General features: G+C 61.6%; 29 protein-coding genes and 1 tRNA gene. 25 read left to right on the top strand and 5 right to left on the bottom strand.

What is annotated here, in order from left to right:
• The first annotated feature begins 13 nt into the window (after positions 1-13).
• The 5 genes from queA to ANTHELSMS3_RS14550 all read left to right on the top strand — a co-directional run bounded on the left by queA (position 14) and on the right by ANTHELSMS3_RS14550 (position 5,160).
• Positions 14-1,069, top strand: coding sequence for a tRNA preQ1(34) S-adenosylmethionine ribosyltransferase-isomerase QueA (gene queA, locus ANTHELSMS3_RS14530; RefSeq protein ID WP_094035499.1), 1,056 nt, complete (start codon positions 14-16; stop codon positions 1,067-1,069).
• A gap of 171 nt (positions 1,070-1,240) precedes the next feature.
• The gene (locus ANTHELSMS3_RS14535) at positions 1,241-2,503 is read left to right on the top strand and encodes an MFS transporter (protein ID WP_094035500.1); all 1,263 of its coding nucleotides are present in this window, start codon (positions 1,241-1,243) and stop codon (positions 2,501-2,503) included.
• 99 nt (positions 2,504-2,602) lie between these two features.
• Entirely contained in the window at positions 2,603-3,184 is a 582-nt protein-coding gene (locus ANTHELSMS3_RS14540; RefSeq protein ID WP_094037142.1) for a DUF924 family protein, read from the top strand.
• Between the two features lie 89 nt (positions 3,185-3,273).
• Positions 3,274-4,668 (top strand): dihydrolipoyl dehydrogenase, encoded by a 1,395-nt coding sequence (gene lpdA / locus ANTHELSMS3_RS14545; RefSeq protein ID WP_094035501.1) that lies wholly within the window; start codon positions 3,274-3,276, stop codon positions 4,666-4,668.
• A gap of 63 nt (positions 4,669-4,731) precedes the next feature.
• Positions 4,732-5,160: a DUF1801 domain-containing protein gene (locus tag ANTHELSMS3_RS14550; RefSeq protein ID WP_094037143.1), complete on the top strand. Its 429-nt coding sequence runs from the start codon at positions 4,732-4,734 to the stop codon at positions 5,158-5,160.
• Between the two features lie 87 nt (positions 5,161-5,247).
• Here ANTHELSMS3_RS14550 and ANTHELSMS3_RS14555 read toward each other — a convergent pair whose 3' ends face one another.
• Together ANTHELSMS3_RS14555 and ANTHELSMS3_RS14560 are read right to left on the bottom strand one after the other, a co-directional pair.
• Positions 5,248-5,529, bottom strand: coding sequence for a hypothetical protein (locus ANTHELSMS3_RS14555; protein WP_094035502.1), 282 nt, complete (start codon positions 5,527-5,529; stop codon positions 5,248-5,250).
• A 9-nt stretch (positions 5,530-5,538) separates the two neighbouring features.
• On the bottom strand, positions 5,539-6,192 hold the full coding sequence (locus ANTHELSMS3_RS14560; protein WP_094037144.1) for an alpha/beta hydrolase: 654 nt from the start codon (positions 6,190-6,192) through the stop codon (positions 5,539-5,541).
• Positions 6,193-6,379: 187 nt separating this feature from the next.
• On the opposite strand from ANTHELSMS3_RS14560, the gene ANTHELSMS3_RS14565 reads away from it, so the two are divergent.
• The 12 genes from ANTHELSMS3_RS14565 to ANTHELSMS3_RS14620 all read left to right on the top strand — a co-directional run bounded on the left by ANTHELSMS3_RS14565 (position 6,380) and on the right by ANTHELSMS3_RS14620 (position 15,909).
• Positions 6,380-6,847, top strand: coding sequence for an Rrf2 family transcriptional regulator (locus tag ANTHELSMS3_RS14565; protein ID WP_094037145.1), 468 nt, complete (start codon positions 6,380-6,382; stop codon positions 6,845-6,847).
• Positions 6,848-6,850: 3 nt separating this feature from the next.
• Positions 6,851-7,954: a cysteine desulfurase family protein gene (locus tag ANTHELSMS3_RS14570; RefSeq protein ID WP_094035503.1), complete on the top strand. Its 1,104-nt coding sequence runs from the start codon at positions 6,851-6,853 to the stop codon at positions 7,952-7,954.
• A 15-nt stretch (positions 7,955-7,969) separates the two neighbouring features.
• Complete coding sequence (gene sufB / locus ANTHELSMS3_RS14575; protein ID WP_094035504.1) at positions 7,970-9,502, top strand: Fe-S cluster assembly protein SufB; 1,533 nt, start codon at positions 7,970-7,972, stop codon at positions 9,500-9,502.
• Complete coding sequence (locus ANTHELSMS3_RS14580) at positions 9,499-9,723, top strand: hypothetical protein (protein WP_094035505.1); 225 nt, start codon at positions 9,499-9,501, stop codon at positions 9,721-9,723. Before sufB ends, ANTHELSMS3_RS14580 begins: the two co-directional genes overlap by 4 nt.
• Before the next feature lie 73 nt (positions 9,724-9,796).
• Entirely contained in the window at positions 9,797-10,108 is a 312-nt protein-coding gene (locus ANTHELSMS3_RS14585) for a heavy metal-binding domain-containing protein (RefSeq protein WP_094035506.1), read from the top strand.
• 82 nt (positions 10,109-10,190) lie between these two features.
• A complete protein-coding gene (sufC, locus tag ANTHELSMS3_RS14590; protein WP_094035507.1) occupies positions 10,191-10,946 on the top strand; it encodes a Fe-S cluster assembly ATPase SufC in 756 nt (251 codons plus the stop codon).
• Complete coding sequence (gene sufD / locus ANTHELSMS3_RS14595; protein ID WP_094035508.1) at positions 10,946-12,226, top strand: Fe-S cluster assembly protein SufD; 1,281 nt, start codon at positions 10,946-10,948, stop codon at positions 12,224-12,226. The genes sufC and sufD overlap by 1 nt, the downstream gene beginning before the upstream one ends.
• A gap of 3 nt (positions 12,227-12,229) precedes the next feature.
• On the top strand, positions 12,230-12,739 hold the full coding sequence (locus ANTHELSMS3_RS14600; RefSeq protein ID WP_094035509.1) for a YIP1 family protein: 510 nt from the start codon (positions 12,230-12,232) through the stop codon (positions 12,737-12,739).
• Positions 12,736-13,320: a YIP1 family protein gene (locus ANTHELSMS3_RS14605; protein WP_094035510.1), complete on the top strand. Its 585-nt coding sequence runs from the start codon at positions 12,736-12,738 to the stop codon at positions 13,318-13,320. Before ANTHELSMS3_RS14600 ends, ANTHELSMS3_RS14605 begins: the two co-directional genes overlap by 4 nt.
• Entirely contained in the window at positions 13,313-14,533 is a 1,221-nt protein-coding gene (locus ANTHELSMS3_RS14610; protein WP_094035511.1) for a cysteine desulfurase, read from the top strand. Before ANTHELSMS3_RS14605 ends, ANTHELSMS3_RS14610 begins: the two co-directional genes overlap by 8 nt.
• Before the next feature lie 115 nt (positions 14,534-14,648).
• Entirely contained in the window at positions 14,649-15,659 is a 1,011-nt protein-coding gene (locus ANTHELSMS3_RS14615) for a methyltransferase family protein (RefSeq protein WP_094037146.1), read from the top strand.
• Between the two features lie 173 nt (positions 15,660-15,832).
• Positions 15,833-15,909, top strand: a tRNA-Arg gene (locus tag ANTHELSMS3_RS14620).
• A 43-nt stretch (positions 15,910-15,952) separates the two neighbouring features.
• Here the strand turns inward: ANTHELSMS3_RS14620 and ANTHELSMS3_RS14625 are convergent.
• Positions 15,953-16,657 (bottom strand): hypothetical protein, encoded by a 705-nt coding sequence (locus ANTHELSMS3_RS14625; protein WP_157733520.1) that lies wholly within the window; start codon positions 16,655-16,657, stop codon positions 15,953-15,955.
• A 240-nt stretch (positions 16,658-16,897) separates the two neighbouring features.
• Between ANTHELSMS3_RS14625 and ANTHELSMS3_RS26495 the strand changes: the two genes are divergently transcribed.
• On the top strand, positions 16,898-17,002 hold the full coding sequence (locus tag ANTHELSMS3_RS26495; protein WP_368074439.1) for a hypothetical protein: 105 nt from the start codon (positions 16,898-16,900) through the stop codon (positions 17,000-17,002).
• 125 nt (positions 17,003-17,127) lie between these two features.
• On the opposite strand, the gene ANTHELSMS3_RS14630 is transcribed toward ANTHELSMS3_RS26495, so the two are convergent.
• Positions 17,128-17,610, bottom strand: a complete 483-nt coding sequence (locus ANTHELSMS3_RS14630; RefSeq protein WP_094035513.1) for a MarR family winged helix-turn-helix transcriptional regulator — start codon at positions 17,608-17,610, stop codon at positions 17,128-17,130.
• A gap of 211 nt (positions 17,611-17,821) precedes the next feature.
• Between ANTHELSMS3_RS14630 and ectA the strand changes: the two genes are divergently transcribed.
• From ectA to ANTHELSMS3_RS14650, 4 genes are read left to right on the top strand one after another with little or no spacing between them, the layout of a single operon-like run.
• On the top strand, positions 17,822-18,352 hold the full coding sequence (gene ectA / locus ANTHELSMS3_RS14635) for a diaminobutyrate acetyltransferase (protein WP_094035514.1): 531 nt from the start codon (positions 17,822-17,824) through the stop codon (positions 18,350-18,352).
• Between the two features lie 46 nt (positions 18,353-18,398).
• Positions 18,399-19,685 (top strand): diaminobutyrate--2-oxoglutarate transaminase, encoded by a 1,287-nt coding sequence (gene ectB, locus ANTHELSMS3_RS14640; protein WP_094035515.1) that lies wholly within the window; start codon positions 18,399-18,401, stop codon positions 19,683-19,685.
• 5 nt (positions 19,686-19,690) lie between these two features.
• On the top strand, positions 19,691-20,092 hold the full coding sequence (locus ANTHELSMS3_RS14645; protein ID WP_094035516.1) for an ectoine synthase: 402 nt from the start codon (positions 19,691-19,693) through the stop codon (positions 20,090-20,092).
• 4 nt (positions 20,093-20,096) lie between these two features.
• Positions 20,097-21,515, top strand: coding sequence for an aspartate kinase (locus tag ANTHELSMS3_RS14650; protein WP_094035517.1), 1,419 nt, complete (start codon positions 20,097-20,099; stop codon positions 21,513-21,515).
• A 150-nt stretch (positions 21,516-21,665) separates the two neighbouring features.
• Here ANTHELSMS3_RS14650 and ANTHELSMS3_RS14655 read toward each other — a convergent pair whose 3' ends face one another.
• Positions 21,666-22,085, bottom strand: a complete 420-nt coding sequence (locus tag ANTHELSMS3_RS14655) for a PACE efflux transporter (protein WP_094035518.1) — start codon at positions 22,083-22,085, stop codon at positions 21,666-21,668.
• Positions 22,086-22,383: 298 nt separating this feature from the next.
• On the opposite strand from ANTHELSMS3_RS14655, the gene ANTHELSMS3_RS14660 reads away from it, so the two are divergent.
• The 3 genes from ANTHELSMS3_RS14660 to tig all read left to right on the top strand — a co-directional run bounded on the left by ANTHELSMS3_RS14660 (position 22,384) and on the right by tig (position 25,114).
• Positions 22,384-22,890, top strand: a complete 507-nt coding sequence (locus ANTHELSMS3_RS14660) for a molybdopterin-dependent oxidoreductase (protein WP_094035519.1) — start codon at positions 22,384-22,386, stop codon at positions 22,888-22,890.
• A 69-nt stretch (positions 22,891-22,959) separates the two neighbouring features.
• Complete coding sequence (locus ANTHELSMS3_RS14665) at positions 22,960-23,685, top strand: sulfotransferase family protein (RefSeq protein WP_094035520.1); 726 nt, start codon at positions 22,960-22,962, stop codon at positions 23,683-23,685.
• Between the two features lie 103 nt (positions 23,686-23,788).
• Complete coding sequence (tig, locus tag ANTHELSMS3_RS14670) at positions 23,789-25,114, top strand: trigger factor (RefSeq protein WP_094035521.1); 1,326 nt, start codon at positions 23,789-23,791, stop codon at positions 25,112-25,114.
• Positions 25,115-25,242: the final 128 nt, after the last annotated feature.

A 25,242-nucleotide genomic window follows, 5' to 3' on the forward strand; every position in this document is an offset into this window, starting at 1 on the left:
AACAGGTTGACCTATGAAACTTAGCGATTTCGATTTTGACCTGCCGGATCGGCTGATTGCCACCCGTCCCGCGCGCCCACGCTCCTCTGCCCGGCTGCTGGTGGCTGAGGGGGATGCGATAACGGACGCGCATGTCTTTGACATCGCGCGTTGGCTGCGTCCCGGTGATCGGCTTATTCTGAACGATACCAAGGTGATACCGGCCAGACTTCAAGGCGTTCGCAAGCGGGTGTCTGATGCCGGAGAGACCGAGGCCAGGATCGAGGTCACCCTGCTGGAGCCACAGGCAGATGGCACATGGGCGGCGTTGATCAAACCGCTGAAGAAAGTGCGAGATGGTGAGGAAGTAATATTTTCCAATGATTTGAGTGCCGTTCTTGAGGCGCGAGAGGACGGGCGGGGAAGCCTGCGTTTCAACCTGTCGGGGGAGGATTTCGATGCGGCGCTGAATGCCGCCGGGGCCATGCCTTTGCCGCCCTATATCGCCGCCAAACGCGCCGCCGATGACCGCGACCGCGAGGATTATCAGACCGTCTGGGCGCGCAACACGGGCGCCGTTGCGGCCCCCACGGCCTCGTTGCATTTTGACGACGCGCTGCTGGCGGCGCTGACAGCCAAGGGTGTCAGCTTTACCCATGTCACGCTGCATGTGGGCGCGGGCACGTTCCTGCCGGTCAAGGTTGAGGACGTGACCAGCCACAAGATGCACGGCGAATGGGGTGAGGTGACAGAGACCGCCGCGGCAGAGATCGCCGCAACCCGCGCCGCCGGGGGGCGGATCATCCCTGTTGGCACCACCGCGTTGCGGTTGATCGAGACCGCCGCGCGCGGCGGTCGGATCGCGCCATTTCAGGGGGTGACGGATATTTTCATCTACCCCGGTTTCACCTTCAACGTGACCGACGCGCTGATGACCAATTTCCACCTGCCGAAATCGACGCTGATGATGCTGGTTTCGGCCCTGATGGGCTCTGAGCGTATTCGCGCCATCTATGAACACGCCGTGGCCGAGGACTATCGTTTCTTCTCTTACGGTGATGCCTCGCTGTTGCTGCCGCACCGCGACTGACGACCACCGCGACGTTGGGAAATCCCCAAAATCCAATCGCTGAAACGCGAGTTTCCGCCGCTCGGGTGCCGGGAATGGTTTCCCTGCGACATCGAATCGTGCAGGGCGTCGCCTGTGGTCTGCAAATGATCAGCCATGCCCGGCAGTCTGGGCAAAAGAAGGAATAAACCGTTGCTGCATGTGATGAAAAACTCTTGGGCGCTCTTGCTTGGCATGTTGCTCCTGATGATCGGCAACGGGTTGCAGGGCTCTTTGCTGGGCGTGCGGGGGGCAGAGGCCGGTTTCTCTGCCGGCACCATGTCGATTGTGATGTCGGGCTATTTTGCCGGTTTCCTGTTCGCGTCGCGGACGGTGCCCGGCATGATCCGGCGGGTCGGCCACGTCCGGGTCTTTGCCGCGCTGGGGTCGCTGATCTCGGCGGCGCTGATCTTGTTTCCGGCCTTGCAAGATCCGATTGCCTGGACGCTGGGGCGGTTGGTGCTGGGGTTCTGTTTCTGCGGCGTCTATGTGACCGCCGAAAGCTGGCTGAACAATGCCGCCGACAATGAAACCCGCGGTCAGACCCTGTCGGCCTACATGATTGTCCAGATGGGCGGCATCATCATCAGTCAGGGGCTGTTGGTTGTCCCGGATGCCTCGGGCTTCCTGCTGTTTGTCATTCCATCGGTGCTGGTTTCGATCTCATTTGCGCCGATTCTGCTGTCGATCCAGCCGACGCCGGCCTTTGAATCCTCCAAGCCGATGACTTTGCGAGAGCTATACGGTGTGTCGCCGCTGGGCATGGTGGGGATGTTCTTTCTGGGCGGCGTGTTTTCGGCGCAGTTCGGCATGGCCGCCGTCTATGCCACTGAGGTCGGTCTGAAACTCAGCCAGATCTCGATCTTTGTGGCGTCGTTCTATGTCGGTGCCTTGGTGCTGCAATATCCACTGGGGTGGATTTCCGACCGGGTCGACCGGCGGCGGTTGGTCATGCTGGTGGCAGCGGTCGGTGCCGTGGCGGCGGCGGTCGCGGCGGCGCTTGGCGGGTCGTTTACCGTGTTGGTGGCCTCTGCCTTTGTGATCGGGGGGTGTTCTAACCCGCTGTATTCGCTGCTGATTGCCTATACCAACGACTTTCTTCAGCCCGAAGACATGGCCAGCGCCTCTGCCGGACTGCTGTTTGTCAACGGCATGGGCGCCATCGCCGGTCCGCTGGTGATTGGTTGGGTCATGGGGGTCGCCGGGCCGAGCGGGTTCTTTGTGCTGATCCTGGGGTTGCTTACGATCATCGCGGTCTATGCGCTGTACCGGATGACGCAGCGGGCTGCGCCCTCTGTCGGGGACACGGGCGCCTATGCGCCGGTCATGCCGTCCTCGACGCAGGTCGCCGTCGAGGTGGCGCAGGAGTATTTCATTGACCAACAGGACGAAGATGCAGAGTCCCCAACGCCTTGACTGTCAGAACCTGACAGAATTCGTGATTTGGGTGCCTGCCGCAGTATGCGCAATGATCGTTTGTGGTGGGATGCGTAATGGGTGACAAAGGAGAAGCAGATGATCACGTCCGACGATGTACTGGCCTTTTGGCTGGATGAGGTGGGCCCAAAGGGCTGGTACGCTAAGGACGACGCGCTGGATGAGACGATCCGCACGCGGTTTGGCGACGCTCTGCAGGGGCTGATGGGCGGGCGTTTTGGCCTGTGGCTGACCTATCCGTCAGGCGCGCTGGCCTATATCATTCTGGCCGATCAGTTTCCGCGCAACATGTTCCGTGAAGATCCGCGTGCCTTTGCCTCGGATGAGGTGGCGCGCGCGGCGGCGAAACAGGCAATCCATCGCGGCTGGGATCTCAAGATCGACGCCCCGGCGCGGCAGTTCTTTTACATGCCCTTGATGCATGCCGAAAACCTGTGTGATCAGGACCGTTGCGTGCGCTTGTTCAAAGAGCGGATGCCGGAATCGGACAACAACCTGCTGCACGCGCGTGTCCACCGCGAAGTGATCCGCAACTTTGGCCGCTTTCCCTATCGCAACGCGGCCCTGTCGCGCCGCACCACCGAGCCAGAGCAGGGCTTTCTGGACAATGGCGGATACGCAGAGATCCTGCGCGATCTGCAGGCCGACGTCGCCGCCTGAGTTCGTCGCCTGACCTGATGCGCGCGGGGTGATTGCCCCGCGCCCGGTGCTCGGCTAGCCTTTGCCGCGACGAGGCAGGGAGGAACGGCATGAGCGAGCAACGCTTTGACATGGTGGTGATCGGGGCGGGCCCCGGCGGCTATGTCGCGGCCATCCGGGGGGCGCAACTGGGGTTGCGCGTGGCGGTGGTCGAACGCGAGCATATGGGCGGCATCTGTCTTAACTGGGGCTGCATTCCGACCAAGGCGATGTTGCGCTCGGCCGAGGTGTTCCACCTGATGCAGCGCGCCAAGGAGTTTGGCCTGTCGGCCGAGGGGCTGGGCTATGATCTGGACGCCGTGGTCAAACGGTCTCGAGGGGTGGCGAAACAGTTGTCATCGGGCGTCGGGCATCTGCTGAAGAAAAACAAGGTCACGACGATCATGGGTACCGCGCGGCTGGATGGGCCGGGGCGGGTGCATGTCACCACGGACAAGGGCGAACAGGTGCTGGAAGCTGCCAACGTGGTTCTGGCCACCGGCGCGCGGGCGCGTGAGTTGCCGGGGCTGGAGGCGGATGGCGACCGGGTCTGGACCTACAAACACGCGCTGGTGCCCAGGCGGATGCCGTCCAAGCTGTTGGTGATCGGGTCCGGGGCCATCGGCATCGAGTTTGCCAGTTTCTACCGCACCTTGGGGGCCGAGGTCACGGTGGTCGAGGTCATGGACCGAATCCTGCCCGTCGAGGATGAAGAGATCGCCGCTTTTGCCAAAAAGCAGTTTGTGAAACAGGGCATGACAATCCTCGAAGGGGCCAAGGTTGCGCAGCTGGAGCGCGGTAAAGATGCGATTGTCGCCCATGTGGATAAAAATGGGGATAAGTCAAAGATCACTGTCGATACAGTGATTTCGGCTGTGGGTATTGTTGGAAATGTAGAGGGTCTGGGGCTGGAGGATATGGGCGTCCGGGTCGACCGGTCCCATGTCGTGACCGACCCGATGTGCCGAACCGGCGTCGAGGGTGTCTATGCCATCGGCGACATCGCGGGCGCGCCTTGGCTGGCGCACAAGGCCAGCCATGAGGGGGTCATGGTGGCCGAACTGATCGCAGGACAGGATGCCCATGCGGTGGATCCGGACAGCATCGCGGGCTGCACCTATTGCCAGCCGCAGATCGCCTCTGTCGGGCTGACAGAGGCGCAGGCCAAGGCGCAGGGGTATGACATCAAGGTGGGGCGGTTCCCCTTTATCGGCAACGGCAAGGCCATCGCTTTGGGCGAACCGGAGGGTATGGTCAAAACGGTGTTCGACGCGGCGACCGGCGCGCTGCTGGGTGCGCACATGGTCGGGGCCGAGGTGACGGAACTGATCCAGGGCTACGTCGTCGGTCGGCAGTTGGAGACGACAGAGGCGGATCTGATGCAGACCGTGTTCCCGCATCCGACGTTGAGCGAGATGATGCACGAATCCGTGTTGGATGCATGGGGGCGGGCGATCCATTTCTGATGAGGTCTGAGGTGGTCAGGTGGCTGCCGCATGGCAGGGGCAAGGGATTCGGAGGTCAACAAGATGGCGGAACGCATGACAGTGCCCTCGGATGTTCCGGTCGCGGAGTTTCTGGCCGGGGTCGAACCGGCGCGGCGGCGCGAGGATGCGCTGGTGCTGGACCAACTGTTTCGGGAGGTCACAGGATGGCAGCCGGTGATCTGGGGCGCATCGATGGTGGGCTATGGGCGCTATGCCTACACCTATGCCAGCGGGCATTCCGGGCAAAGTCTGGCCACCGGATTTGCGCCGCGCAAGGCCAAGATGGTGGTCTACATCATGCCCGGATACACGGATTACAGCGCGATCCTGTCCCGGCTTGGGCCGCATAAACTGGGCAAGTCCTGCCTGTACCCTGGCGCGTTGTCGAAGGTTGATCTGGATGTGCTGGCGGAATTGATCCGGGCCGGGCTGCGGGATCTGGCCGGGCATTGGCCGGTCGAGGCAAGCTGACTTGCCCGTGCGCCGCCGATCAGGCGTGACGCGCATTGTGTTGATTGAACTTTGGTGATGCGACAAACCTCTGGCCCGAGTGCCGGGTCAGAGGTTTTCGTTGTCCGACCCCGGTGCCAATGCCTGCGGTATAGCTTGGCCGCGTTTTTTGGCATCCAGCGCCTTTTGCACGTGGTCATTCAGAAAGGTACGCGCGCGCCGTTCGGCCAGACGGATGCGAACGGCGGCGCGAAAGATTTCCTCGGATGAGGGCGAAGACGCCCCCAACACCGCAGCCACCTGGTCCGGCAGGTTCTCGTCCCCAAGCGCGTCCATCGCCTTGATCGTGTCACGGGCGAGCTTGTCTGCCAGATCATCGACGACGGACATGGGCGCTCCTCAGCGGCTGTTTTCGGTCAAGCGCCGCTTCACATAGGTGGACACCGAGTCCATCAGCGTGTCCATGTGCGGCTCTTCAAAGAAATGCCCGGACCCTTCGACCTCTTGATGGGTGATCGTGATCCCCTTCTGCTCATGCAGTTTGGACACCAGCGACCGGGTATCAACCGGCGGGGCCACACGGTCGGCGGTCCCGTTGATGACCAGACCGGACGAGGGGCAGGGCGCGAGGAAGCTGAAGTCATACATGTTGGCCGGCGGAGAGACCGAGACGAATCCGGTGATCTCGGGCCGACGCATCAGCAGTTGCATCCCGATCCATGCGCCAAATGAGAAACCGGCCACCCAGCAATGCTTGGAGTTTTGGTTCATCGACTGCAGGTAATCGAGCGCGGATGCCGCATCGGACAATTCGCCAACGCCTTGGTCGTATTCACCCTGACTGCGTCCAACACCACGGAAATTGAACCGCAGCACGGTAAAGCCCATGTTGTAGAACGCATAGTGGAGGTTGTAGACCACCTTGTTGTTCATCGTCCCGCCGAACTGCGGGTGCGGATGAAGAACAATCGCGATAGGGGCATCGCGGTCTTTTTGCGGATGATAGCGGCCTTCTAGTCGGCCTTCGGGTCCGGGAAATATCACCTCGGGCATGGGGCGGCGCAGCTCCTTACTCATCAACTTGAAGGGCGGCCCAACTGGACGCCTTGGCATTCTTGACCAAAACACGCGGCTACTTTAGAAGAGTTCTAAATCGGCTCCGGCGTGTTCCGGGCTGGGAAGCAGATAGGCAATTGAACGGGTAAGGTCAATTGCCGCCGCGATGAGGGGCGAAACTGCCGTGAAGCTGAGTACCAAAGGTCGCTACGCCATGGTCGCGTTGACAGATATCGCGATGCAGTCTTCTGAGGGGCTGGTCACGCTTGGCGATATTTCCAAACGGCAGGACGTGTCCTTGCCGTATCTGGAGCAATTATTTGTCAAACTGCGGCGCGCCGGGCTGGTGGAATCGGTACGCGGTCCGGGCGGCGGTTACCGCTTGGCGCGGCTCCCGGCAGAGATCCGGGTGGTCGAGGTGCTGGCAGCCGTCGATGAGACAGTGGATGCGATGCATGTGGGGGCGGGCGCCTCTGGCGGGCTATCGGGCAGCCGTGCGCAATCCATGACCAACCGCCTGTGGCAGAGCCTGTCGGCGCATGTCTATGTCTTCCTGCATCAGACACGGCTGTCGGATGTGGTCGAAAACTCGCTGGCGCCTTGTCCGGCGGTGCCGTCGATCTTTGCCGTGGTGGATGAAGAGGACAAGTAGGGCATGTCACGCGTCTACCTTGATCATAACGCCACCACGCCGCTGCGCGCCGAGGCGCGCGCCGCGATGATTGCGGCGATGGATGTGGTAGGCAATCCTTCATCGGTCCACGCCGAAGGGCGGGCTGCCAAAGGCGTGGTCGAGACGGCGCGCGCGCAGGTCGCGGAACTGGTGGGTTGCCTGACCTCTCAGGTGATCTTTACCGGATCGGCAACAGAGGCGGCGGCGTTGGCGGTGGCGCAAAAGGATCGGCATGGCGGGGCGTTTGCCGCGCTGCCCACGGAGCACGACTGTCTGAACGTCTGGTCAGAGCTGGATTTGCCCGCGCTGCACCGCGCGGATGGCACAGTTGGCAGTCTTGATGTGTTGGACGGGCAGGCGACACTGGTGGCTGTGTCTGCCGCCAACAGCGAGACCGGGATCATGATGCCGGACGGCTGTGTTGTGGCCAGTGACGGCGACAGGACCGTGGTCTGCGACATCACCCAGTTGGCGGGCAAGATGCCAGTCTTGTATCCCGAGGGACGCAAGCCGGCCTATATGATCCTGTCGGCGCATAAGATCGGCGGCCCCAAGGGCGTTGGCGCGTTTATCAACTTCACCCGCGATGACCCACAGGCGATCCTGAAGGGCGGCGGGCAAGAGATGGGGCGGCGCTCGGGCACCGAAAACGTCATCGGCATCGCCGGGTTCGGCGCGGCGGCAGAGGCGGCGCATAGTGACGTTGCGGCAGGAAAATGGCACCGGGTCGAAAAACTTAGAAACATTCTAGAAGAATCTCTTGAGGCTGCCTCTGAGGTGACTATTTCAGTCGGGAAAGACTCGGTCCGTTTGCCGAATACCGCGTGCCTTGCGACTTCGGGCTGGAAGGGCGAAACGCAGGTCATGCAGATGGACCTTGCTGGCTTCTCTGTCAGCGCCGGGTCTGCGTGTTCCAGCGGCAAGGTCAGCCGGAGCCGCGTTCTGGAGGCGATGGGATACGACGACCAGACAGCAGGCGGCGCCATTCGGGTGAGCCTGGGTCTGGACACAACAGAAGACGACGTGGCGCGCTTTTGCGACGCCTGGATCAGCAAATACCAGCGGCACCGCGCGCGGGCTGCATGAAAGAGAGGAACCCCGATGGCGGCTTTCGATGAAGTGACAATCAAGGACGGCGTCGACCAAGAGACGGTGGATGCTGTCAAGTCGGTCAGCACATACAAGCATGGCTGGGACACCGACATCGAGATGGAATATGCCCCCAAAGGGCTGACGCCGGACATCGTGCGTCTGATCTCGGAAAAGAACGAAGAACCCCAGTGGATGACCGATTGGCGTCTGGCGGCCTATGAACGCTGGTTGCAGAAGAAAGAGCCTGACTGGGCGATGGTCGACTATCCTGAAATCGACTTTCAGAACCAGTATTACTATGCCCGGCCCAAATCGATGATGGAAAAGCCGAAGTCGCTGGATGAGGTCGATCCCAAGCTGCTGGAAACCTACGCAAAACTGGGCATCCCGCTGAAGGAACAGATGATCCTAGCGGGCGTCGAGGGCGCGGAAGCGACCCCGGCCGAGGCCAAGGAAGGTGAGCGCCGTGTGGCGGTGGATGCGGTGTTCGATTCCGTTTCCGTGGGCACGACCTTTCAAGCGGAACTGAAGAAGGCCGGCGTGATCTTTTGTTCGATCTCCGAGGCGATCCGCGAACACCCCGAACTGGTGAAAAAGTACCTTGGGTCCGTCGTGCCGGTGTCGGACAACTTCTACGCCACGCTGAACTCGGCCGTGTTCTCTGACGGATCGTTTGTCTATGTGCCGCCGGGCGTGCGCTGCCCGATGGAACTGTCGACCTATTTCCGCATCAACGCGGAAAACACTGGCCAGTTCGAACGCACCCTGATCATCGCCGACAAGGGCAGCTATGTCAGCTACCTTGAGGGCTGTACCGCCCCGCAGCGCGATGTGGCGCAACTGCACGCCGCCGTGGTCGAGATCATCATCGAAGAAGACGCCGAAGTGAAATACTCGACGGTCCAGAACTGGTATCCGGGCAACGAAGAGGGCAAGGGCGGCATCTACAACTTTGTCACCAAGCGCGCCGATTGCCGGGGCGACCGGGCCAAGGTGATGTGGACGCAGGTTGAGACCGGCTCTGCCGTGACGTGGAAATACCCGTCCTGCATCCTGCGCGGCAATGAATCGCAAGGTGAGTTCTATTCCATCGCCATCACCAACAACCACCAGCAGGCCGACACCGGCACCAAGATGATCCATCTGGGCCGCGATACGCGGTCGCGCATCGTGTCCAAGGGCATCAGCGCGGGTGTGGCGCAGAACACCTATCGTGGTCTGGTGTCGATGCACCCCAAGGCGAAGAATTCGCGCAACTATACCCAGTGCGACAGCCTGTTGATCGGCGACAAATGCGGGGCGCACACGGTTCCGTATATCGAGGTCAAAAACAACAGCAGCCGCGTCGAGCATGAGGCGACCACCTCCAAGGTGGACGACGACCAGCTGTTCTATTGCCGCCAGCGTGGCATGGACGAGGAAGAGGCCGTGGCCCTCGTGGTCAACGGGTTCTGCCGCGACGTGTTGCAGGCGCTGCCGATGGAATTCGCCATGGAAGCGCAGCAACTGGTGGCCATTTCGCTTGAAGGGTCGGTTGGGTGAACTCGGGCTGGGTCAAAGGCGCGGTTCTGGGGCTGGCGGCAGTGTCGCTGGTCGTGACGGGCGTCGGTTGGCAAGAACCGGCGCTGGCCGCCGGTCCGTTGTATGACCCGACCTTCCTTTACGGGATTGATGTGGATGCCTCCATGCGGGTCCGCGACTGTGAGCCCAGCCTTTTCACCAAGCAACACTGCAGCCTTTGGGGCCACTGGGGGCCGATGTAACGACAGCGCCGACGGGGCTTTCGATAGTTGTGTCTTACCTGAGAGAAGTCTCACAAGAACTTGGAGTTAAACGATGATCGTCACCACGACCCCGGCCATCGAAGGCCGCCGCATCACCGCCTACAAGAGCATCGTCGTGGGTGAGGCGATCCTTGGCGCCAACGTGTTCCGGGACATCTTTGCCGGGATCACCGATATCATCGGCGGTCGCTCTGGTGCCTACGAGGCAAGCCTGCAGGAAGCGCGCGAAACCGCGCTGCGGGAACTTGAAGAACGTGCGGCTGCCATTGGCGGCACCGCTGTGGTCGGCGTCGACCTCGACTACGAAGTGATCAACAACATGCTGATGGTTTCGGCCAGCGGCACAGCGGTGGTGATCGACTGACTCACCGCCCCGACATTGGAACACCGTCGCGCCCGCCATTGGGCAAAGGCGCGCGACAGACCAGACTTGAGAAGGACTAAAAATGCTGGAAATCAAGAACCTGCACGTCAAACTTGAAGAAGAGGACAAGCAGATCCTCAAAGGCGTCAACCTGACCGTCGAAGCGGGCAAGGTGCATGCGATTATGGGGCCGAATGGCTCTGGCAAGTCGACCCTATCCTATGTCCTGTCGGGCAAGGACGGCTATGAGGTCACTGATGGCGCGGCCACGCTGGAAGGCGAAGACCTGCTGGATATGGACGTCGAAGAGCGCGCCGCCGCCGGTCTGTTTCTGGCGTTCCAGTACCCGGTTGAGATCCCCGGCGTCGGCAACATGACCTTTCTGCGCACGGCTGTGAACGCACAGCGCAAGGCGCGCGGCGAGGAAGAAATGTCCTCTGCCGAGTTCCTCAAGGTGATCCGCGAAAAAGCCAAGTCGCTGAAGATCGACGCCGAGATGCTCAAGCGTCCGGTTAATGTTGGCTTCTCCGGCGGTGAGAAAAAGCGCAACGAGATCCTGCAAATGGCGATGCTGGAACCCCGGATGTGCATTCTGGATGAGACCGACTCGGGTCTTGACGTGGACGCGATGAAACTGGTGGCGGACGGCGTGAACGCGCTGCGCGACGCCGGGCGCGGCTTTCTTGTCATCACGCACTATCAGCGCCTGCTGGACCACATCAAACCGGACGTGGTTCACATCATGGCCGACGGTCGCATCATCAAGACCGGCGGGCCGGAGCTGGCGCTTGAGGTCGAAAAGAACGGCTATGCCGACATCCTTGCGGAGGTGGCGTAATGGCATTGCCACAGGCAAAACTGGACGCAACCGAGGCGCGGTTGTCCGCGCTGGCGCTGCCAGAAGGCGGATGGAGCGATCCGGCGCGTGCGGACGCGCTGTCGCGTCTGCGGGCCATGGGCCTGCCCACCGCCCGCGACGAATACTGGAAGTACACCCGGCCCGAAACGCTGGTGACGGCTGACGCGCCCACGGCCGCTGTTCTGGATCAGGATGATGAGACGCCGCTGTTTGCTGCGCGCGACCGGCTGAAGATCGTCTTTGTGGATGGCGTGTTTTCCGCCTCCGCCTCTGACGATCTGAGCCTTGAGGGCGTGTCTGTCGACCGGCTGGCCGAGGCAAAAGATATTCATTGGGCCAAAGACTTGTACGGCGTTCTTGAGGCGCAAGGGCAGACCCCGGTGGCCCGCCCGCTGGCAGCGCTGAACACCGCCTTCGCCAGCGATGGCGTGCTGATCCACGTCACCGGCAAGGTGTCCAAACCGATCAACCTGATCTATCGCCATGAGGATGAAACCTCGGATGCGATCCTGCATCATGTGATCAAGCTGGACGCCGGGGCCGAGGCGACGATCCTTGAAAACGGACCCGCCGCCGCCCGGTTCAACCAGTGTATCGAGGTCGATGTGGCCGACAATGCCACGCTGCACCACATCCGTGCGCAGGGCCGTGACCATGAGCGCCGCGCTGCCACGCACATCTTTGCCCGTCTGGGGCAAGAGAGCACTTTCAAGAGCTTTACCCTGACCGTGAACGGGATGCTGACCCGCAACGAGGTCGTGATCGACATCACCGGCGACAATGCGGTGGCGCATGTGGCCGGGGCCTGTATGGGAGACGGCGCATTCCACCATGACGACACCATCTTTGTCACCCATGACGCGGTGAACTGCGAAAGCCGTCAGGTGTTCAAGAAGGTGCTGCGCAACGGCGCGACGGGGGTGTTTCAGGGCAAGATCCTTGTCAAAGCGGGCGCGCAGAAGACTGACGGTTATCAAATTAGCCAGTCGCTGCTGCTGGACGGAGACAGCCAGTTCCTTGCCAAGCCGGAACTGGAAATCTACGCCGATGACGTCGCCTGTTCGCACGGCTCTACCTCCGGGGCGATCGACGAAGAGGGGCTGTTCTACCTGCGCGCCCGTGGCGTGCCGCGCGGCACTGCCGAGGATCTGCTGACCATCGCCTTTATCGCCGAAGCGGTGCAGGAGATCGAGGACGAGAGCCTGCAAGAGGAACTGGTCGAGCGTGTGGCGGCCTGGCTGGCGCGCCGGCGCAGCTGACCGGTGCCTGTCACCCGGGATATCGCCGCCACCTACCGCAGGCCGCGGCAGACCCTGCGCGCGCTGTTGTTGCGCGGGGTCAGTGAACCGCGCGCGCTGGCCTGCCTGATGGGGGCCTGTGCGGTGATGTTTGTGGCGCAATGGCCCCGGCTGGCGCGGGAGGCCCATCTGAAGGGCACTGATTTGGAGCCCGCGCTTGGCGGGGCGCTGCTGGCGACGTTGATCTTTCTGCCGCTGGTCTTTTACGTCGTGGCCGGGCTTAGCCAGTTGGTGTCTACGGCCGTCATGCGGCCGATTGGCGGGTACGATACCCGTTTTGCACTGTTCTGGGCGCTGCTGGCGGCCTCGCCGCTGGCATTGCTCTACGGGCTGGTTGGCGGGTTTATCGGGGCAGGCGGCGCATTGACGCTGGTTGGTGCCGCGTGGCTTGGCGTGCTGCTCTGGTTCTGGACCACGGGCCTGCGTGAGGCACGCAAACTGTCAGGGCCGGACGGCAAAGAGGGCGCGGCGTGACCCCGGAGGCTTTCCTGAAGCTGGCGTTGCAAAGCGTGACAAACCCGCGTGAGGTCGCCGCCTTGTTGCTGTCGATCCGTCCAGGGCGTGAGGCGCTTTGGACGGCATTCGCGCTGGTCGTGGTGCTGAACGCGCTGATCTTTTCCGCCTCATTGCTGATGGATCCGACGGGCGTTCCGACCCTTTTGTCCAGCCCGGTGATGCTGCTGGTGTTGCAAGGTGCTGCATTGGCGGGCAGCATTCTGGCGCTGACGTGGGCCGGGCGGCTGTTCGGAGGCAAGGCGCGGATCGAGGAAATCGCCCTGCTGATGATCTGGATGCAGGCGCTGCGCATTTTGGTGCAGGGCGCGCTGCTGTTGATCATCCCGGTGTCTCTGGTGTTGGCGGGACTGGGAACAATGGCGGCCACGGCGCTTGGCGTCTGGATCGCCGTGAACTTTCTGGACGAGGCGCATGAACTGGGCGGCCCCTTGCGTGCCTTGGCCGTCTTGGTATTGGGCATGTTTGCAATGGCTTTTGCCGTCTCACTGCTATTGACCCTCGCAGGGGTCACACCCGAAGGAATCACAGGCTATGTATGACGTCGACACAGTTCGCGCCGATTTTCCGATCCTCTCGCGTGAGGTGAATGGCAAGCCGCTGGTCTATCTGGACAACGGGGCCTCGGCGCAGAAACCGCAGGTTGTGATCGACGCGGTGACGCGCGGCTATGCCGAGGAATACGCCAACGTCCACCGGGGCCTGCACTATCTGTCGAACCTTGCGACCGAGAAATATGAGGGCGTCCGAGAGATCATCGCCCGTTTTCTTGGGGCCAAAGACGCCGAAGAGATCGTCTATACCACCGGCACCACCATGGGCATCAACCTTGTGGCTTATGGCTGGGCGATGCCCAATCTTGAGCCGGGCGATGAGATTGTGCTGTCGGTGATGGAGCATCACGCCAATATCGTGCCGTGGCATTTCCTGCGCGAACGGCAGGGCGTGGTCATCAAATGGGTCGATGTGGATTCGACCGGCTATCTTGATCCGCAAAAGGTGGTCGACGCCATCGGTCCCCGGACCAAGCTGGTCGCGGTCACCCAACTGTCCAACGTGCTGGGCACGGTGGTGGATGTGAAAACCATCTGCGACGGGGCCCGCGCCAAGGGCGTGCCGGTGCTGGTGGATGGGTCGCAGGCGACGGTCCACATGCCGGTGAATGTCGAGGATATCGGCTGCGATTTCTACGCGATCACCGGGCATAAACTCTACGGTCCGTCGGCGTCCGGCGCGATCTGGATGCGCCGCGCCCGCATGGATGAGATGCGCCCGTTCATGGGCGGCGGCGACATGATCCGTGAGGTCCACAAGGACGCAATCACTTGGAACGATCCCCCGATGAAGTTCGAGGCCGGAACCCCCGGCATCGTTCAACAGATCGGTCTGGGCGTCGCGCTGGAGTACATGATGGGTCTGGGGATGGACAACATCGCCGCCCATGAGAAAGCCTTGCGTGACTATGCGCGGACCCGTCTGGACGGTCTGAACTGGCTGTCGGTGCAGGGCACGACGCCAAACAAGGCCGCGATTTTTTCCTTTACGATGCAGGGGGCGGGCCATGCGCATGACATCTCGACCATCCTTGACAAAAAGGGCGTCGCGGTGCGGGCAGGGCATCACTGTGCCGGGCCGCTGATGGATTTCCTTGGCGTCACCGCGACCTGCCGGGCCAGCTTTGGCCTCTATAACACCACGGCAGAGGTGGACGCGCTGGTTGATGCGTTGGAACTGGCGCACGATCTTTTCGGCTAATCTGCCGGTTTTCTAGACAGAGCACGCCCCTGTTCAGGTCATTTTATGAACGGGGGTTCAATTTCGCGTGGGGTCTTGGCAGGCTGTCGGCAACGCAACTGCCACGGAGAACCGCATGTCGCTTTTGACCGACGCCGACGAAATTTCGCAAATCGCATTTGGATTCATGGGATCGAAGGCGCTGTTCGCCGCGCTCGAACTGGGAATCTTTACCCATCTGGCACAGGGGGCGATGACGGCGACAGAGTTGGCGCAGGCGTCAAAGATACATGAGGACCGGGTGACAACCCTGCTGACGGCGCTGGCCGGTATGGGGCTGGTTGCGGTTGATGAGGACGGATTTTCCAACGCCCCCGCAGCACAGGCTTTTCTGGTGCAGGGCGCCAAGTACGATTTTTCCGACTATCTGCGCCTGCAGGTCGGGCGACAGATGTATCCGCTGATGGATCAACTGGACGACGCGCTGAGCGGCAATATGGCCGAGGATGCGACCGCGTCCTATGCCGATTGGTTTTCCGACCCCGAGGAGGCGCGGCTTTATTCCGAAAGCCAGCATTCCGGGTCGTTGGGTCCGGCGCGGCAACTGGTCAAGGCGCTGGATCTGTCCGGCAAACACAAGATGCTGGATCTGGGCGGCGGCACGGCGGCCTTTGACATCACGTTGTGCAAGGCGAACCCGGATCTGACCGCGACGATTCTGGAGTTTCCCAATGTCGCGGCGCTGGGGCGCAAGTATGTGGACAAGGCGGGCCTGACTGATCGGATCACCTATCTCGAGGGCAACGCGCTGGAGACACCATGGCCGCAGGGGCAGGATGTGGTGATGATGTCCTATCTGCTGTCGGGTGTGCCGGGCGACACCCATGCGCGGCTGATCCGGCAGGCGTTCGAGGTGCTCAATCCCGGCGGGATCGTGCTGATCCATGACTTTGTGGTACACGAGGACCGGAGCGGACCGTCCTTGGCCGCCCTCTGGCAGTTGCAACACACAGCCTTTACGCCAGAGGCCCGCTCACTGGATGCCGGGTGGTTGGACGGGGCATTGGCGGGGGCCGGATTTGCCGGAATAACCGTTGCCCCACTGATCCCGGAAATGACCATGCTGGCGCAGGCGCACAAGCCCTGACAGGCCGCACCCGCTGCGCTGGCGCGGGCGCGGGAAAAGGGTATGCCGGGAAACCGCGCGGTGCGGCACCGTGCGGATGCGGACCGCCGCGCAGAAATGTCAGCTTCTGTTTTTCAGGCTGTCAGTAAGGCGTTGCAGAGGTCGGCCCCTTGGGTCTATACAGCCGCCAGAACGCACCCATAGCTCAGCTGGATAGAGCGCTGCCCTCCGAAGGCAGAGGTCAGAGGTTCGAATCCTCTTGGGTGCGCCAAATTTCAGGCTAAGATCCTGTTCTTCCTCACATGAACGTAATTTCACCACCGCAGTTCGCGCTCCGGTTTCCAGAAGCCATTGCCCGTTTGTTCGCGGATGGGATGTCGTGGGCGACCTCGTGAAGTGACTCGTGCCCCGTCCAGACGCCGATCCGGTGTGGGGGCCAGCCGCCCACTGCCAGGATCACAGTGCGTGCCTTGCGTAGCCCGAGCGCCGTCTTTCCGGTCAGCCCGGCATCCCGTGCCGCGTAGCTGATCAGCATCGACAGCGCCTTGATTGACCGCGCTTTGCCCGACCTCTAATGAACAGGAACTCCAATCCCGCGGCGTCGAGGAGTGCCTCGGGTCCGCCCGCAGGAACGGGTGGATAGGCTCTGCCACCGGAACGCAGGCGTTGCCGCCGGTCTTCTCCTGCTCAAAGCTCAGGATGCCGTCGCGCGCACATTGCCAACCGATCCACGCGGCATCGATACAACGCGCCGCCGTCCAGAAAATCACCGCGAACGCTTGCCGCTCTGCCGGCCCGAGCGGCCAGCGGGCGCGGAAGGCGACCACGTCCATCGCCGTCCACGGTTCATGTGGTTTCGAGTTGCTGCGCCGGATCTCGGCGTCTCGGGCAATATTGTCGGTGCGCCAGTGTTCCGCCTTCGCGTAGGACATGAGCGCTCGCCAGACCGTGCGTTCGGCCCATGCGGCGGTGACCCCGTCCGCGCACCTGGCATGATGGATGCAGTTCGTTCTGGTCATCCGGTCATCTTCTGTTGCAGGGCGTGGTCGTCCCATTTGGTCTGCAACGGCGGCCATCATGCCGGTGTAGGACCGGCGCGGGCATTCGGGGCCGGGCGGCATCCTGTGAACCGCGTTTCAGCGTTTCCAGGTCTCGCTGTCCCGGTCCGGCTCTGGCAGGCGATTGGTCTGCATCAAGTCCGGCAGTCCGCGCCGGTCCCGGTGGCGCAGTTCCGCTGCCCCGGCTGCGGCTGGACGCACATGCTCAACATTAACCCGTCACAGAGGCCCAGGTGGGCGTTCAGCGGCGACGTCGCCCTCGATCAAAATCAGCCGGACCTATACCGCGTCCAATCGCGCCGATGAGAGTACGGCCTTAGTGACGGTTACACCGCGCTTGGCATACCTGTCACAGAGCCCAAGGGATAAATGTGTCTGGGGGAAAGGCAAGTCCGGGCTTCACGCGATTTACGCAACAAAGCCCCGCGCGGTCAGTGATCCAGCACGTTTTTGATGTCACCGGTATCCAACACCGGCGAGGCGTCCAGATCATCGGCATCCAGCATCGCGGCGACGCGTTCCAGACTGGACACCAGCATCGCCTGTTCCCAATCCTCCATCGCCCCGAACTTGCGGACAAAGCGCTGTTGCAGCGGGTCGGGGGCCTCTGCCAGCGTTTGTCGCCCAGCGGCGGTGATATGGATATTAATCTGGCGGCGGTCGGTCTCTGATTTTTCGCGCACCGCCAGATTCTGCCGCACCAGTTTGTCCACCAAGGACGTCACCGTCGCCTGCGACACACGCATCTGGACAGAGATCTCTTTCGCCGTGGCATGGCCGCGTTCACCGATGATCTGCAGCACGCGAAACTGCACGGCGGTGACGCCGGCAACCAGCTTCAACTCACGGCTGTACAATTCGGTCGCGCGCAGAATGCGGCGGATGGCGATCAGGCAGGTGTCAACGCGGTCCATCGGCTGTCCAGTGCAAGGGATTACCTATCTTACAAGGCGTTTGAACGCCCTACAAAGAGAATAATGATTTGTAAATCGAAGTGTAAACATGGCTCATATGGGTGTCTGAGGGCCAGAAATGGCTAGATTTGCACAAAAAATGCTTTGCACGTTGAAATACATGCTGCGTTACGCTAAGTACCACCCAAAGCAATCAAGGAGACTTAGTCCGATGCAACACCCGCGTGATATCACCCGTTCGTCCCTGCCCACTCTTCGCTGCCCCACAGCAGAGGATGGCGCGGCGATCTGGGAGCTGGTGCGCGCGTGCAAGCCGCTCGACGAGAATTCGATGTATTGCAACCTGCTGCAGTGCGATCATTTCGCCGACACCTGTGTCGTGGCCGAACGTGACGGTGAGGTTGTCGGCTGGGTGTCTGCGTACATCCCGCCCAACGACACGGACACGCTGTTCGTGTGGCAGGTTGCCGTGTCTGAAAAGGCGCGCGGTCTGGGGCTGGGTGGCCTGATGCTGCAATCCATCCTCGACCGTGACGTCTGTGAGGACGTGACACGGCTGCAGACCACCATCACCGGCGACAACGAGGCGTCCTGGGCGCTGTTCCGCAAGTTTGGCCGCAGGCAGGGCCGGGGGCTGGATGTCCAGCCGTACTACACCCAGTCGCTGCACTTTCAGAAACGGCACAAGACCGAGAATCTAGTCACCATCAAACTGGACGAAGAGCTGGCGCAGGCGGCCTGAGCCCCGCGCCCCACGTCCTTCCCTGATCAGAATGAGAGAGACACACATGTCATCGCAAATCTTTAAACCGACCATTTTCAAACGACGCGAATCTGAGGCCCGCAGCTATTGCCGCGGGTTCGATACCGTGTTCACCACCGCGCTGGGGTCGGAAATGACCGATGCGGCGGGGCGCACCTATATCGACTTTCTGGCGGGCTGTTCCTCGCTCAACTACGGTCACAATGACCCGGACATGAAGGCCGCCCTGATGGCGCATCTGTCCGAAAACGGCATTGCGCACGGGCTGGACATGCACACCGGCGTCAAGGCGCGGTTCCTTGAGACGTTTGAGGACGTGATCCTCAAACCGCGCGGCATGAACCACAAGGTCATGTTCACCGGCCCGACCGGCACCAACGCGGTCGAGGCGGCGATCAAGCTGGCGCGCAAGGTTACCGGGCGTCACAACATCATCGCCTTCACCAACGGCTTTCACGGCATGACCATGGGCGCGCTGGCCTGCACGGGCAACGCGGGCAAACGCGCCGGCGCCGGCGCTCCGCTGGGCGGCACAACCCACATGCCGTTCGAGGGTGCCTTTGGCGAGAACGTCGACAGCCTTGAGATCATCGAACAGATGTTGGGCAACCCGTCTTCGGGTGTCGACGCTCCGGCGGCCTTCATCATCGAACCGGTTCAGGGCGAGGGCGGTCTGAACGCCGCGACGCCCGAGTTCATGCAGGGCATCGCACGCCTTGCCAAGGAACATGGCGCACTGCTGATTGTCGACGACATTCAGGCAGGCTGTGGCCGCACCGGCCCGTTCTTTTCTTTTGAGGAGATGGGGATTGAGGCGGACCTGATCCCGATGGCGAAATCCTTTAGCGGGATGGGCCTGCCGTTTGCGGCGCTGCTGATCAAGCCGGAACTGGACATCTGGACGCCTGCTGAACACAACGGCACCTTCCGTGGCAACAACCACGCCTTTGTCACCGCCCGCGTGGCGATCGAAAAATTCTGGAGCGATGACGCCCTTCAAAAGGATGTCGCGCGCCGGGCCACGATGATCGAACACACGCTGGAAACCATCGCAACGATGGTGCCGGGGGCCAAGCTGAAAGGCCGTGGCATGATGCGCGGCGTCGATGTCGGCTCTGGCGATCTGGCGGGCGCGATCTGCGCCGAGGCGTTCGAGAACGGTCTGATCATCGAAACCTCGGGGGCCGGGGATGAGGTGGTCAAGGTTCTGGCACCGCTGACGACACCGGATGAAGTTCTGAAAGACGGGCTGAACATCCTGACAGAGGCGGCGCGTTCCGTCCTGACAACCCAGAAAATGGCAGCGGAGTAACCGATATGATTGTCAGAGACTTCGAACAGATCAGCAAGAACCAGCCCGATCGCGTTGTATCCGACGCGCAATGGACAAGTGTGCGGATGCTGCTGGCCGATGACGGGATGGGCTTTTCGTTTCACATCACGTTCCTTGAGGCGGGCTCGGAGCATGTTTTCGAGTACAAGAACCACTTTGAAAGCGTGTATTGCATGCAGGGCAAGGGCTCGATCACCGATCTGGCCACCGGCGAGGTGCACCACATCAAGCCGGGCGTCATGTACGCACTGGACAAGCACGACCGCCACCGCCTGAAGGCGGACGAAGAGTTGGTCATGGCTTGCTGTTTCAACCCGCCCGTGACGGGCAAAGAGGTCCACCGCGAAGACGGCTCTTATGCAGCGCCCGAGGCGGTGGAGGCCTGATTTCATGACTCATACAGTTGAGAAAATCGGCGGGACAAGCATGTCCCGCCTCGCTGAATTGCGTGACACGCTATTCCTGACCGACGGCAAGGCGGCTTATGGCCGTGTGTTTGTCGTGTCTGCCTTTGGTGGCATCACCGACTTGCTGCTAGAGCATAAAAAGACCGGAGAGGCGGGCGTCTACGCGCGCTTTGCCAATGCCGAGGACGATCACGGCTGGCACGAGGCGCTCAGCCGCACCAGCGAGGCAATGATTGCCGCGCATGAGGACGTGCTGGACCATCCCGGCGACATCGAACAGGCCACCGCCTTTGTGCAGGAACGTATCGAGGGCGCGCGCAATTGCCTGATCGACCTGCAACGCCTGTGTTCCTACGGGCATTTCCGGCTGAACGCGCACCTGCTGCACATCCGCGAGTTGCTGTCCGGTCTGGGCGAGGCACACTCCGCGCTTGTTGCTACACTGCTTTTGCAACGCTCTGGCGTGAATGCACGGTTGGTGGATCTGACCGGTTGGCGTGATGAGGACGACGTGACCTTGCAGGAACGGCTGGACCGGGGCATGTCGGGAATTGATACCGCCACCGAAATGCCCATCGTGACCGGCTACGCTCAGTGCCAAGAAGGTCTGATGCGCGAGTTTGATCGCGGCTATTCAGAAGTGACGTTTTCGCGGCTTGCCGCCCGGACGGGCGCGCATGAGGCAATCATCCACAAGGAATTTCACCTGTCCTCCGCCGATCCGCGCATTGTGGGCGGCGACAAGGTCAAAAAGCTGGGCCGCACCAACTATGACGTGGCCGATCAGATGGCCAATCTGGGGATGGAGGCGATCCACCCCTCGGCGGCCAAGACGCTGCGTCAGGCGGGTGTGCCGCTGCGTGTCACCAATGCCTTTGATCCCGGCGATCCCGGCACGCTGATCGACGACCAGCCGGCCGAGACGCCGAGTGTCGAGATCGTCACTGGGCTGGACGTGATTGCGCTGGAGGTGTTCGAACAGGATATGGTGGGCGTCAAGGGCTACGATGCCTCCATCCTCGACGCGCTGACCCGCCACAAGGTGCGGATCGTGTCCAAGGTGTCCAATGCGAACACCGTCACCCACTATGTCGATGCCTCGCTGAAAGCACTGCGCCGGGTCGAGGCGGATTTGTCGGAGAAATACCCGCAGGCCGAACTCAGCACCCGCAAGCTGGCGCTGGTGGCGGTCGTGGGCCGCGATCTCAGCGGGCTGTCGACCTTGCAACGCGGGCTACAGGCCTTTGATCATGCGGGGATCTATTCCGTTGGCGCCAGCCAGGGACCGCGCAATGTGGACACTCAGTTCATCCTCGAACGGGCGGATATGGAAAAGGCGATCAAGAGCCTGCATGACGCCTACTTCGACGACGAAAACAAAAAGGTCGCGCTGGTCGCCTGAGGCATCCGCGACCGTCAAGAACAGACCGCGCAACGCGGCGTGAGCAGACTTGGGCCGACCCTGATGGGGGCGGCCCTTTTTCGTGGTTGGGTGTCGCTGCTCCGTGACGATTCTGCCCGGCGGGGTCCACCTGCTGCCAGACACCCAAGGTCATATCGCCTCGGGGATGGGAAACAGCAGGTCGTAGACCCAGTTGAACACAAAGGCATAGATCAGAAAGAACACGACAAAGGCGATGTCCATGATCAGTGCCTGCCACAGGCTGATGCCAAGATAGATGGCAAACAGCGGCAAGGTCGCCACCAGCAGCCCGAGTTCGAACAGGATGGCGTGCAGGACACGTTCGGCCCCCGTTTTTTCGACGCGGCCCTTGAGCCGCTTCATCGTTCGATCGAACATAAGGTTATAAAAATAGTTCCACAGCGTCGCAAGAACAGACCCGATGATGACGATGACGCCCATGTCCTTGGCGTGCACGTCGAACCCCAAGGCGCCAAGCGGCACAATCAAAAGAATGCCGATGATCTCAAAGCTGATTGCGTGTCGAATTCGGTCGCGTGTTGTGCGCATGGTCCTCCCCATCTGCTGGCCGGGTCGTCCCGGAAATTGGCCCCGATGGGGGAGGTCGTCCTTAGCCTGTGAACATATGAGTTCAAGCGCAAGTTTCCATAGGGCTCAACGAAGTGGATCGACGCCCACACCGGAAAACCAAACGAAATGCCGGTATGGCCCAGAGGGGGCAAGACCCCCATCCGTCGGGATTTGGCGTCAACCTATACTAAGGAACATGTCGTCCACCCCAAATGCCTCATGTTCTGTCAACGGTCCTGTGGCAGAACCAGTTCAGGATTTAGAGGTACCACGCATCATGAAAACCGCATTTTTCGCGGCGACCTGCGCCGCGCTGTTGTTCGTTACGTCTGCAATCGCTCAGGAGATGTCTGAACCGCAGGGCGCTGTGGTCCTGACAGTCACCGGCAACATCAACCGCACCAACGGTGACGGGGCGGCACGGTTCGACCTCGACATGCTGCGCGCCGTGGGGGAGACGGAGGTGGTGACCGATACCATCTGGACCACCGGCGATCTGGTCTTTACCGGGGTCCAACTGGTCGATCTTCTGGCTTACCTCGGAGCCGGGGAGGGGGATCTCAGCGCGCGTGCGATCAATGACTATGCCGTCAACGTGCCAGTCACCGACGCGGTTGAGGGCGGCCCGATCATCGCTTATGAGGTGGATGGCAATACCATGTCGCGCCGCGAAAAGGGCCCGCTTTGGCTCGTCTATCCCTATGCCGCTTCCAGCGATTACCGGACAGAGGTGATCTATGCCCGCAGCATCTGGCAGCTGGACCGCATGACAATCGGCGAATGAGCGGGGACAGCGGCAAGGCGCACCGGATCTCAGGCCACAACGCACCACTGCACCGAAAGGGACACCGGAATGAACATTGCCTGCTGGTCCGGCCCCCGCAACCTGTCCACGGCGCTTATGTATGCCTTTGGCGCGCGGCCGGATTGCGCCGTCTGGGACGAGCCGTTTTATGCCACCTACCTTGACCGCACCGGGATCGACCATCCCATGCGGGATGAGATCATCGCGGCGGGGCTAACCGACTGGGCAGAGGTGGCCCGCCGTTGCGCCGCCCCTGACCCCGAGGGGGCCGCGCATCTTTATCTCAAGCTGATGACGCATCATGTGCTGGACGGCGACAGCCTCGACTGGGCCGCCAAGGCCGCGCATGTGTTCCTGATCCGCCACCCGGCGCGCGTGCTGGCCAGCTATGCGGTCAAGCGTGAGAATCCCGATCTGGCCGACATCGGCTTTGCCCAGCAAAGCGCGATTTTCCAGACCGTGCGTGCACGCGGCTGGCGCTATGCGGTGATCGACAGCAATGACATTCGTCGCGCGCCCGAATCCGCTCTGCGCGCATTGTGCGATGCCATCAACCTTCCGTTTGATCCGACCATGTTGTCATGGCCCGCAGGCGGACACGCGGGCGATGGCGTCTGGGCGGCGCATTGGTATGACGCCGTTCACCGCTCGACCGGGTTTGCCGGGGCAGAGGGGCCGATGCCCGCCGTTGATCCGGCCCTGAGCGCGGTTCATGACGCCGCATTGCCCCATTATCAGCAAATGCGGGCCGAAACGCTGCGGATTCCGGCCTGAAAGCGGCTTGCGCCGAGCCGCCACGGGCAATAGAAGGTGCCAAATTCGACGACCATTCGCGCCCCGGTTTCCGGGGCGCTTGACCATTCCGAGGGAAAACAAGATGCAGGTCACCGAGACGCTGAAAGAGGGCCTCAAGCGCGGCTACGCCATCACCGTGACGGCGGCCGAGCTGGATGAGAAAGTCACCGTCAAGCTGAAAGAAGCGCAGCCTGACATCGAGATGAAGGGATTCCGCAAAGGCAAGGTTCCGCTGCCGCTGCTGAAAAAGCAGTTCGGCCAGCGCGTGCTGGGCGAGACCATGCAAGAGGTCATCGACGGTGCCATGAACCAGCACTTTGAGGACAGCGGCGACCGCCCGGCGCTGCAGCCCGAAGTCAAGATGACCAACGAAGACTGGAACGAAGGCGACGACATCCATGTCGAAATGTCCTACGAGGCGCTTCCCGAAGTGCCCGAGGTCGACGCGTCGGGAATCGAGCTGGAACGTCTGGTCGTCAAGGCCGAAGATGAGGCCGTCGACGAGGCGCTGAAATCTCTCGCCGAGACCGCGCAGGACTTTGAAGACAAAGACGGCGCGTCAGAAGATGGCGATCAGGTTGTGATCGACTTCGTCGGCAAGGTCGACGGTGAGCCCTTTGAGGGCGGCGCTGCCGAGGATTACCCGCTGACGCTGGGCTCCGGTTCCTTCATCCCCGGCTTCGAAGAGCAGCTGGTTGGCGTGTCCACCGGTGATGAAAAGGCCGTTGAGGTCAACTTCCCCGAGGAATACGGCGCAGAGCATCTGGCTGGCAAAGCCGCGGTCTTTGACGTGACCGTGAAGGGTGTCAAAGCCCCCAAGGCCGCCGAGATCGACGACGAGATGGCCAAGAAATTCGGTGCCGAAGATCTCGACAGCCTCAAGACCCAGATCCGTGAGCGTCTTGAAGCCGAATATGCCGGTGCCGCACGTCAGGTGATGAAGCGCAGCCTGCTGGACAGCCTTGATGGTCTGGTCAGCTTTGAACTGCCGCCGACCCTTGTCGACGCCGAAGCCAAGCAGATCGCGCATCAGCTGTGGCATGAGGAAAACCCCGACGTGCAGGGCCACGATCACCCCGAGATCGAGACCACAGAAGAGCACACCACACTGGCAGAGCGCCGCGTGCGCCTTGGCCTGTTGCTGGCTGACCTTGGTCAGAAAGCCGAGGTTGAGGTCTCTGAGGCCGAAATGACCCAAGCGATCATGAACCAGGCGCGTCAGTACCCGGGTCAGGAGCGTGAGTTCTTTGAGTACGTCCGTCAGAACCCACAGATGCAGCAGCAGATGCGTGCGCCGATCTTCGAAGACAAGGTCATCGACCACATCGTCGAAAAGGCCAAGGTGACGGAAAAGGAAGTCTCGAAAGAGGACCTTCAGAAAGCGGTTGAGGAACTGGACGAGGCATAAGCCCCGCCTGTTAGACACCTACCGAAAAGCCGCCCCAAGGGGCGGCTTTTTGCGTTGGTGCTGAGCGGGCAGGGCCATGGGTGGGGGCCGCGCCCCCCTGATGCGTCTGACGTATTTTCTACGCGCTC

This window comes from Antarctobacter heliothermus (genome assembly GCF_002237555.1).
Classification (GTDB): Bacteria; Pseudomonadota; Alphaproteobacteria; order Rhodobacterales; family Rhodobacteraceae; genus Antarctobacter; species Antarctobacter heliothermus_B.

Bases quoted from the DNA above. Each gene is read 5' to 3' on its own strand.
- ANTHELSMS3_RS14540 (WP_094037142.1), top strand. From the start codon at position 2,603: ATGATCACGTCCGACGATGTACTGGCCTTTTGGCTGGATGAGGTGGGC.
- ANTHELSMS3_RS14655 (WP_094035518.1), bottom strand. From the start codon at position 22,085: ATGCGCACAACACGCGACCGAATTCGACACGCAATCAGCTTTGAGATC.
- ectA (WP_094035514.1), top strand. From the start codon at position 17,822: ATGCAACACCCGCGTGATATCACCCGTTCGTCCCTGCCCACTCTTCGC.
- sufB (WP_094035504.1), top strand. From the start codon at position 7,970: ATGGCGGCTTTCGATGAAGTGACAATCAAGGACGGCGTCGACCAAGAG.
- ANTHELSMS3_RS14550 (WP_094037143.1), top strand. From the start codon at position 4,732: ATGGCGGAACGCATGACAGTGCCCTCGGATGTTCCGGTCGCGGAGTTT.
- ANTHELSMS3_RS14610 (WP_094035511.1), top strand. From the start codon at position 13,313: ATGTATGACGTCGACACAGTTCGCGCCGATTTTCCGATCCTCTCGCGT.
- sufC (WP_094035507.1), top strand. From the start codon at position 10,191: ATGCTGGAAATCAAGAACCTGCACGTCAAACTTGAAGAAGAGGACAAG.
- ANTHELSMS3_RS26495 (WP_368074439.1), top strand. From the start codon at position 16,898: ATGCTCAACATTAACCCGTCACAGAGGCCCAGGTGGGCGTTCAGCGGC.
- ANTHELSMS3_RS14650 (WP_094035517.1), top strand. From the start codon at position 20,097: ATGACTCATACAGTTGAGAAAATCGGCGGGACAAGCATGTCCCGCCTC.
- ANTHELSMS3_RS14630 (WP_094035513.1), bottom strand. From the start codon at position 17,610: ATGGACCGCGTTGACACCTGCCTGATCGCCATCCGCCGCATTCTGCGC.
- tig (WP_094035521.1), top strand. From the start codon at position 23,789: ATGCAGGTCACCGAGACGCTGAAAGAGGGCCTCAAGCGCGGCTACGCC.
- ANTHELSMS3_RS14555 (WP_094035502.1), bottom strand. From the start codon at position 5,529: ATGTCCGTCGTCGATGATCTGGCAGACAAGCTCGCCCGTGACACGATC.
- ANTHELSMS3_RS14585 (WP_094035506.1), top strand. From the start codon at position 9,797: ATGATCGTCACCACGACCCCGGCCATCGAAGGCCGCCGCATCACCGCC.
- ANTHELSMS3_RS14625 (WP_157733520.1), bottom strand. From the start codon at position 16,657: ATGACCAGAACGAACTGCATCCATCATGCCAGGTGCGCGGACGGGGTC.
- ANTHELSMS3_RS14560 (WP_094037144.1), bottom strand. From the start codon at position 6,192: ATGCCCGAGGTGATATTTCCCGGACCCGAAGGCCGACTAGAAGGCCGC.
- lpdA (WP_094035501.1), top strand. From the start codon at position 3,274: ATGAGCGAGCAACGCTTTGACATGGTGGTGATCGGGGCGGGCCCCGGC.
- queA (WP_094035499.1), top strand. From the start codon at position 14: ATGAAACTTAGCGATTTCGATTTTGACCTGCCGGATCGGCTGATTGCC.
- ANTHELSMS3_RS14660 (WP_094035519.1), top strand. From the start codon at position 22,384: ATGAAAACCGCATTTTTCGCGGCGACCTGCGCCGCGCTGTTGTTCGTT.
- ANTHELSMS3_RS14645 (WP_094035516.1), top strand. From the start codon at position 19,691: ATGATTGTCAGAGACTTCGAACAGATCAGCAAGAACCAGCCCGATCGC.
- ANTHELSMS3_RS14665 (WP_094035520.1), top strand. From the start codon at position 22,960: ATGAACATTGCCTGCTGGTCCGGCCCCCGCAACCTGTCCACGGCGCTT.
- sufD (WP_094035508.1), top strand. From the start codon at position 10,946: ATGGCATTGCCACAGGCAAAACTGGACGCAACCGAGGCGCGGTTGTCC.
- ANTHELSMS3_RS14615 (WP_094037146.1), top strand. From the start codon at position 14,649: ATGTCGCTTTTGACCGACGCCGACGAAATTTCGCAAATCGCATTTGGA.
- ectB (WP_094035515.1), top strand. From the start codon at position 18,399: ATGTCATCGCAAATCTTTAAACCGACCATTTTCAAACGACGCGAATCT.
- ANTHELSMS3_RS14570 (WP_094035503.1), top strand. From the start codon at position 6,851: ATGTCACGCGTCTACCTTGATCATAACGCCACCACGCCGCTGCGCGCC.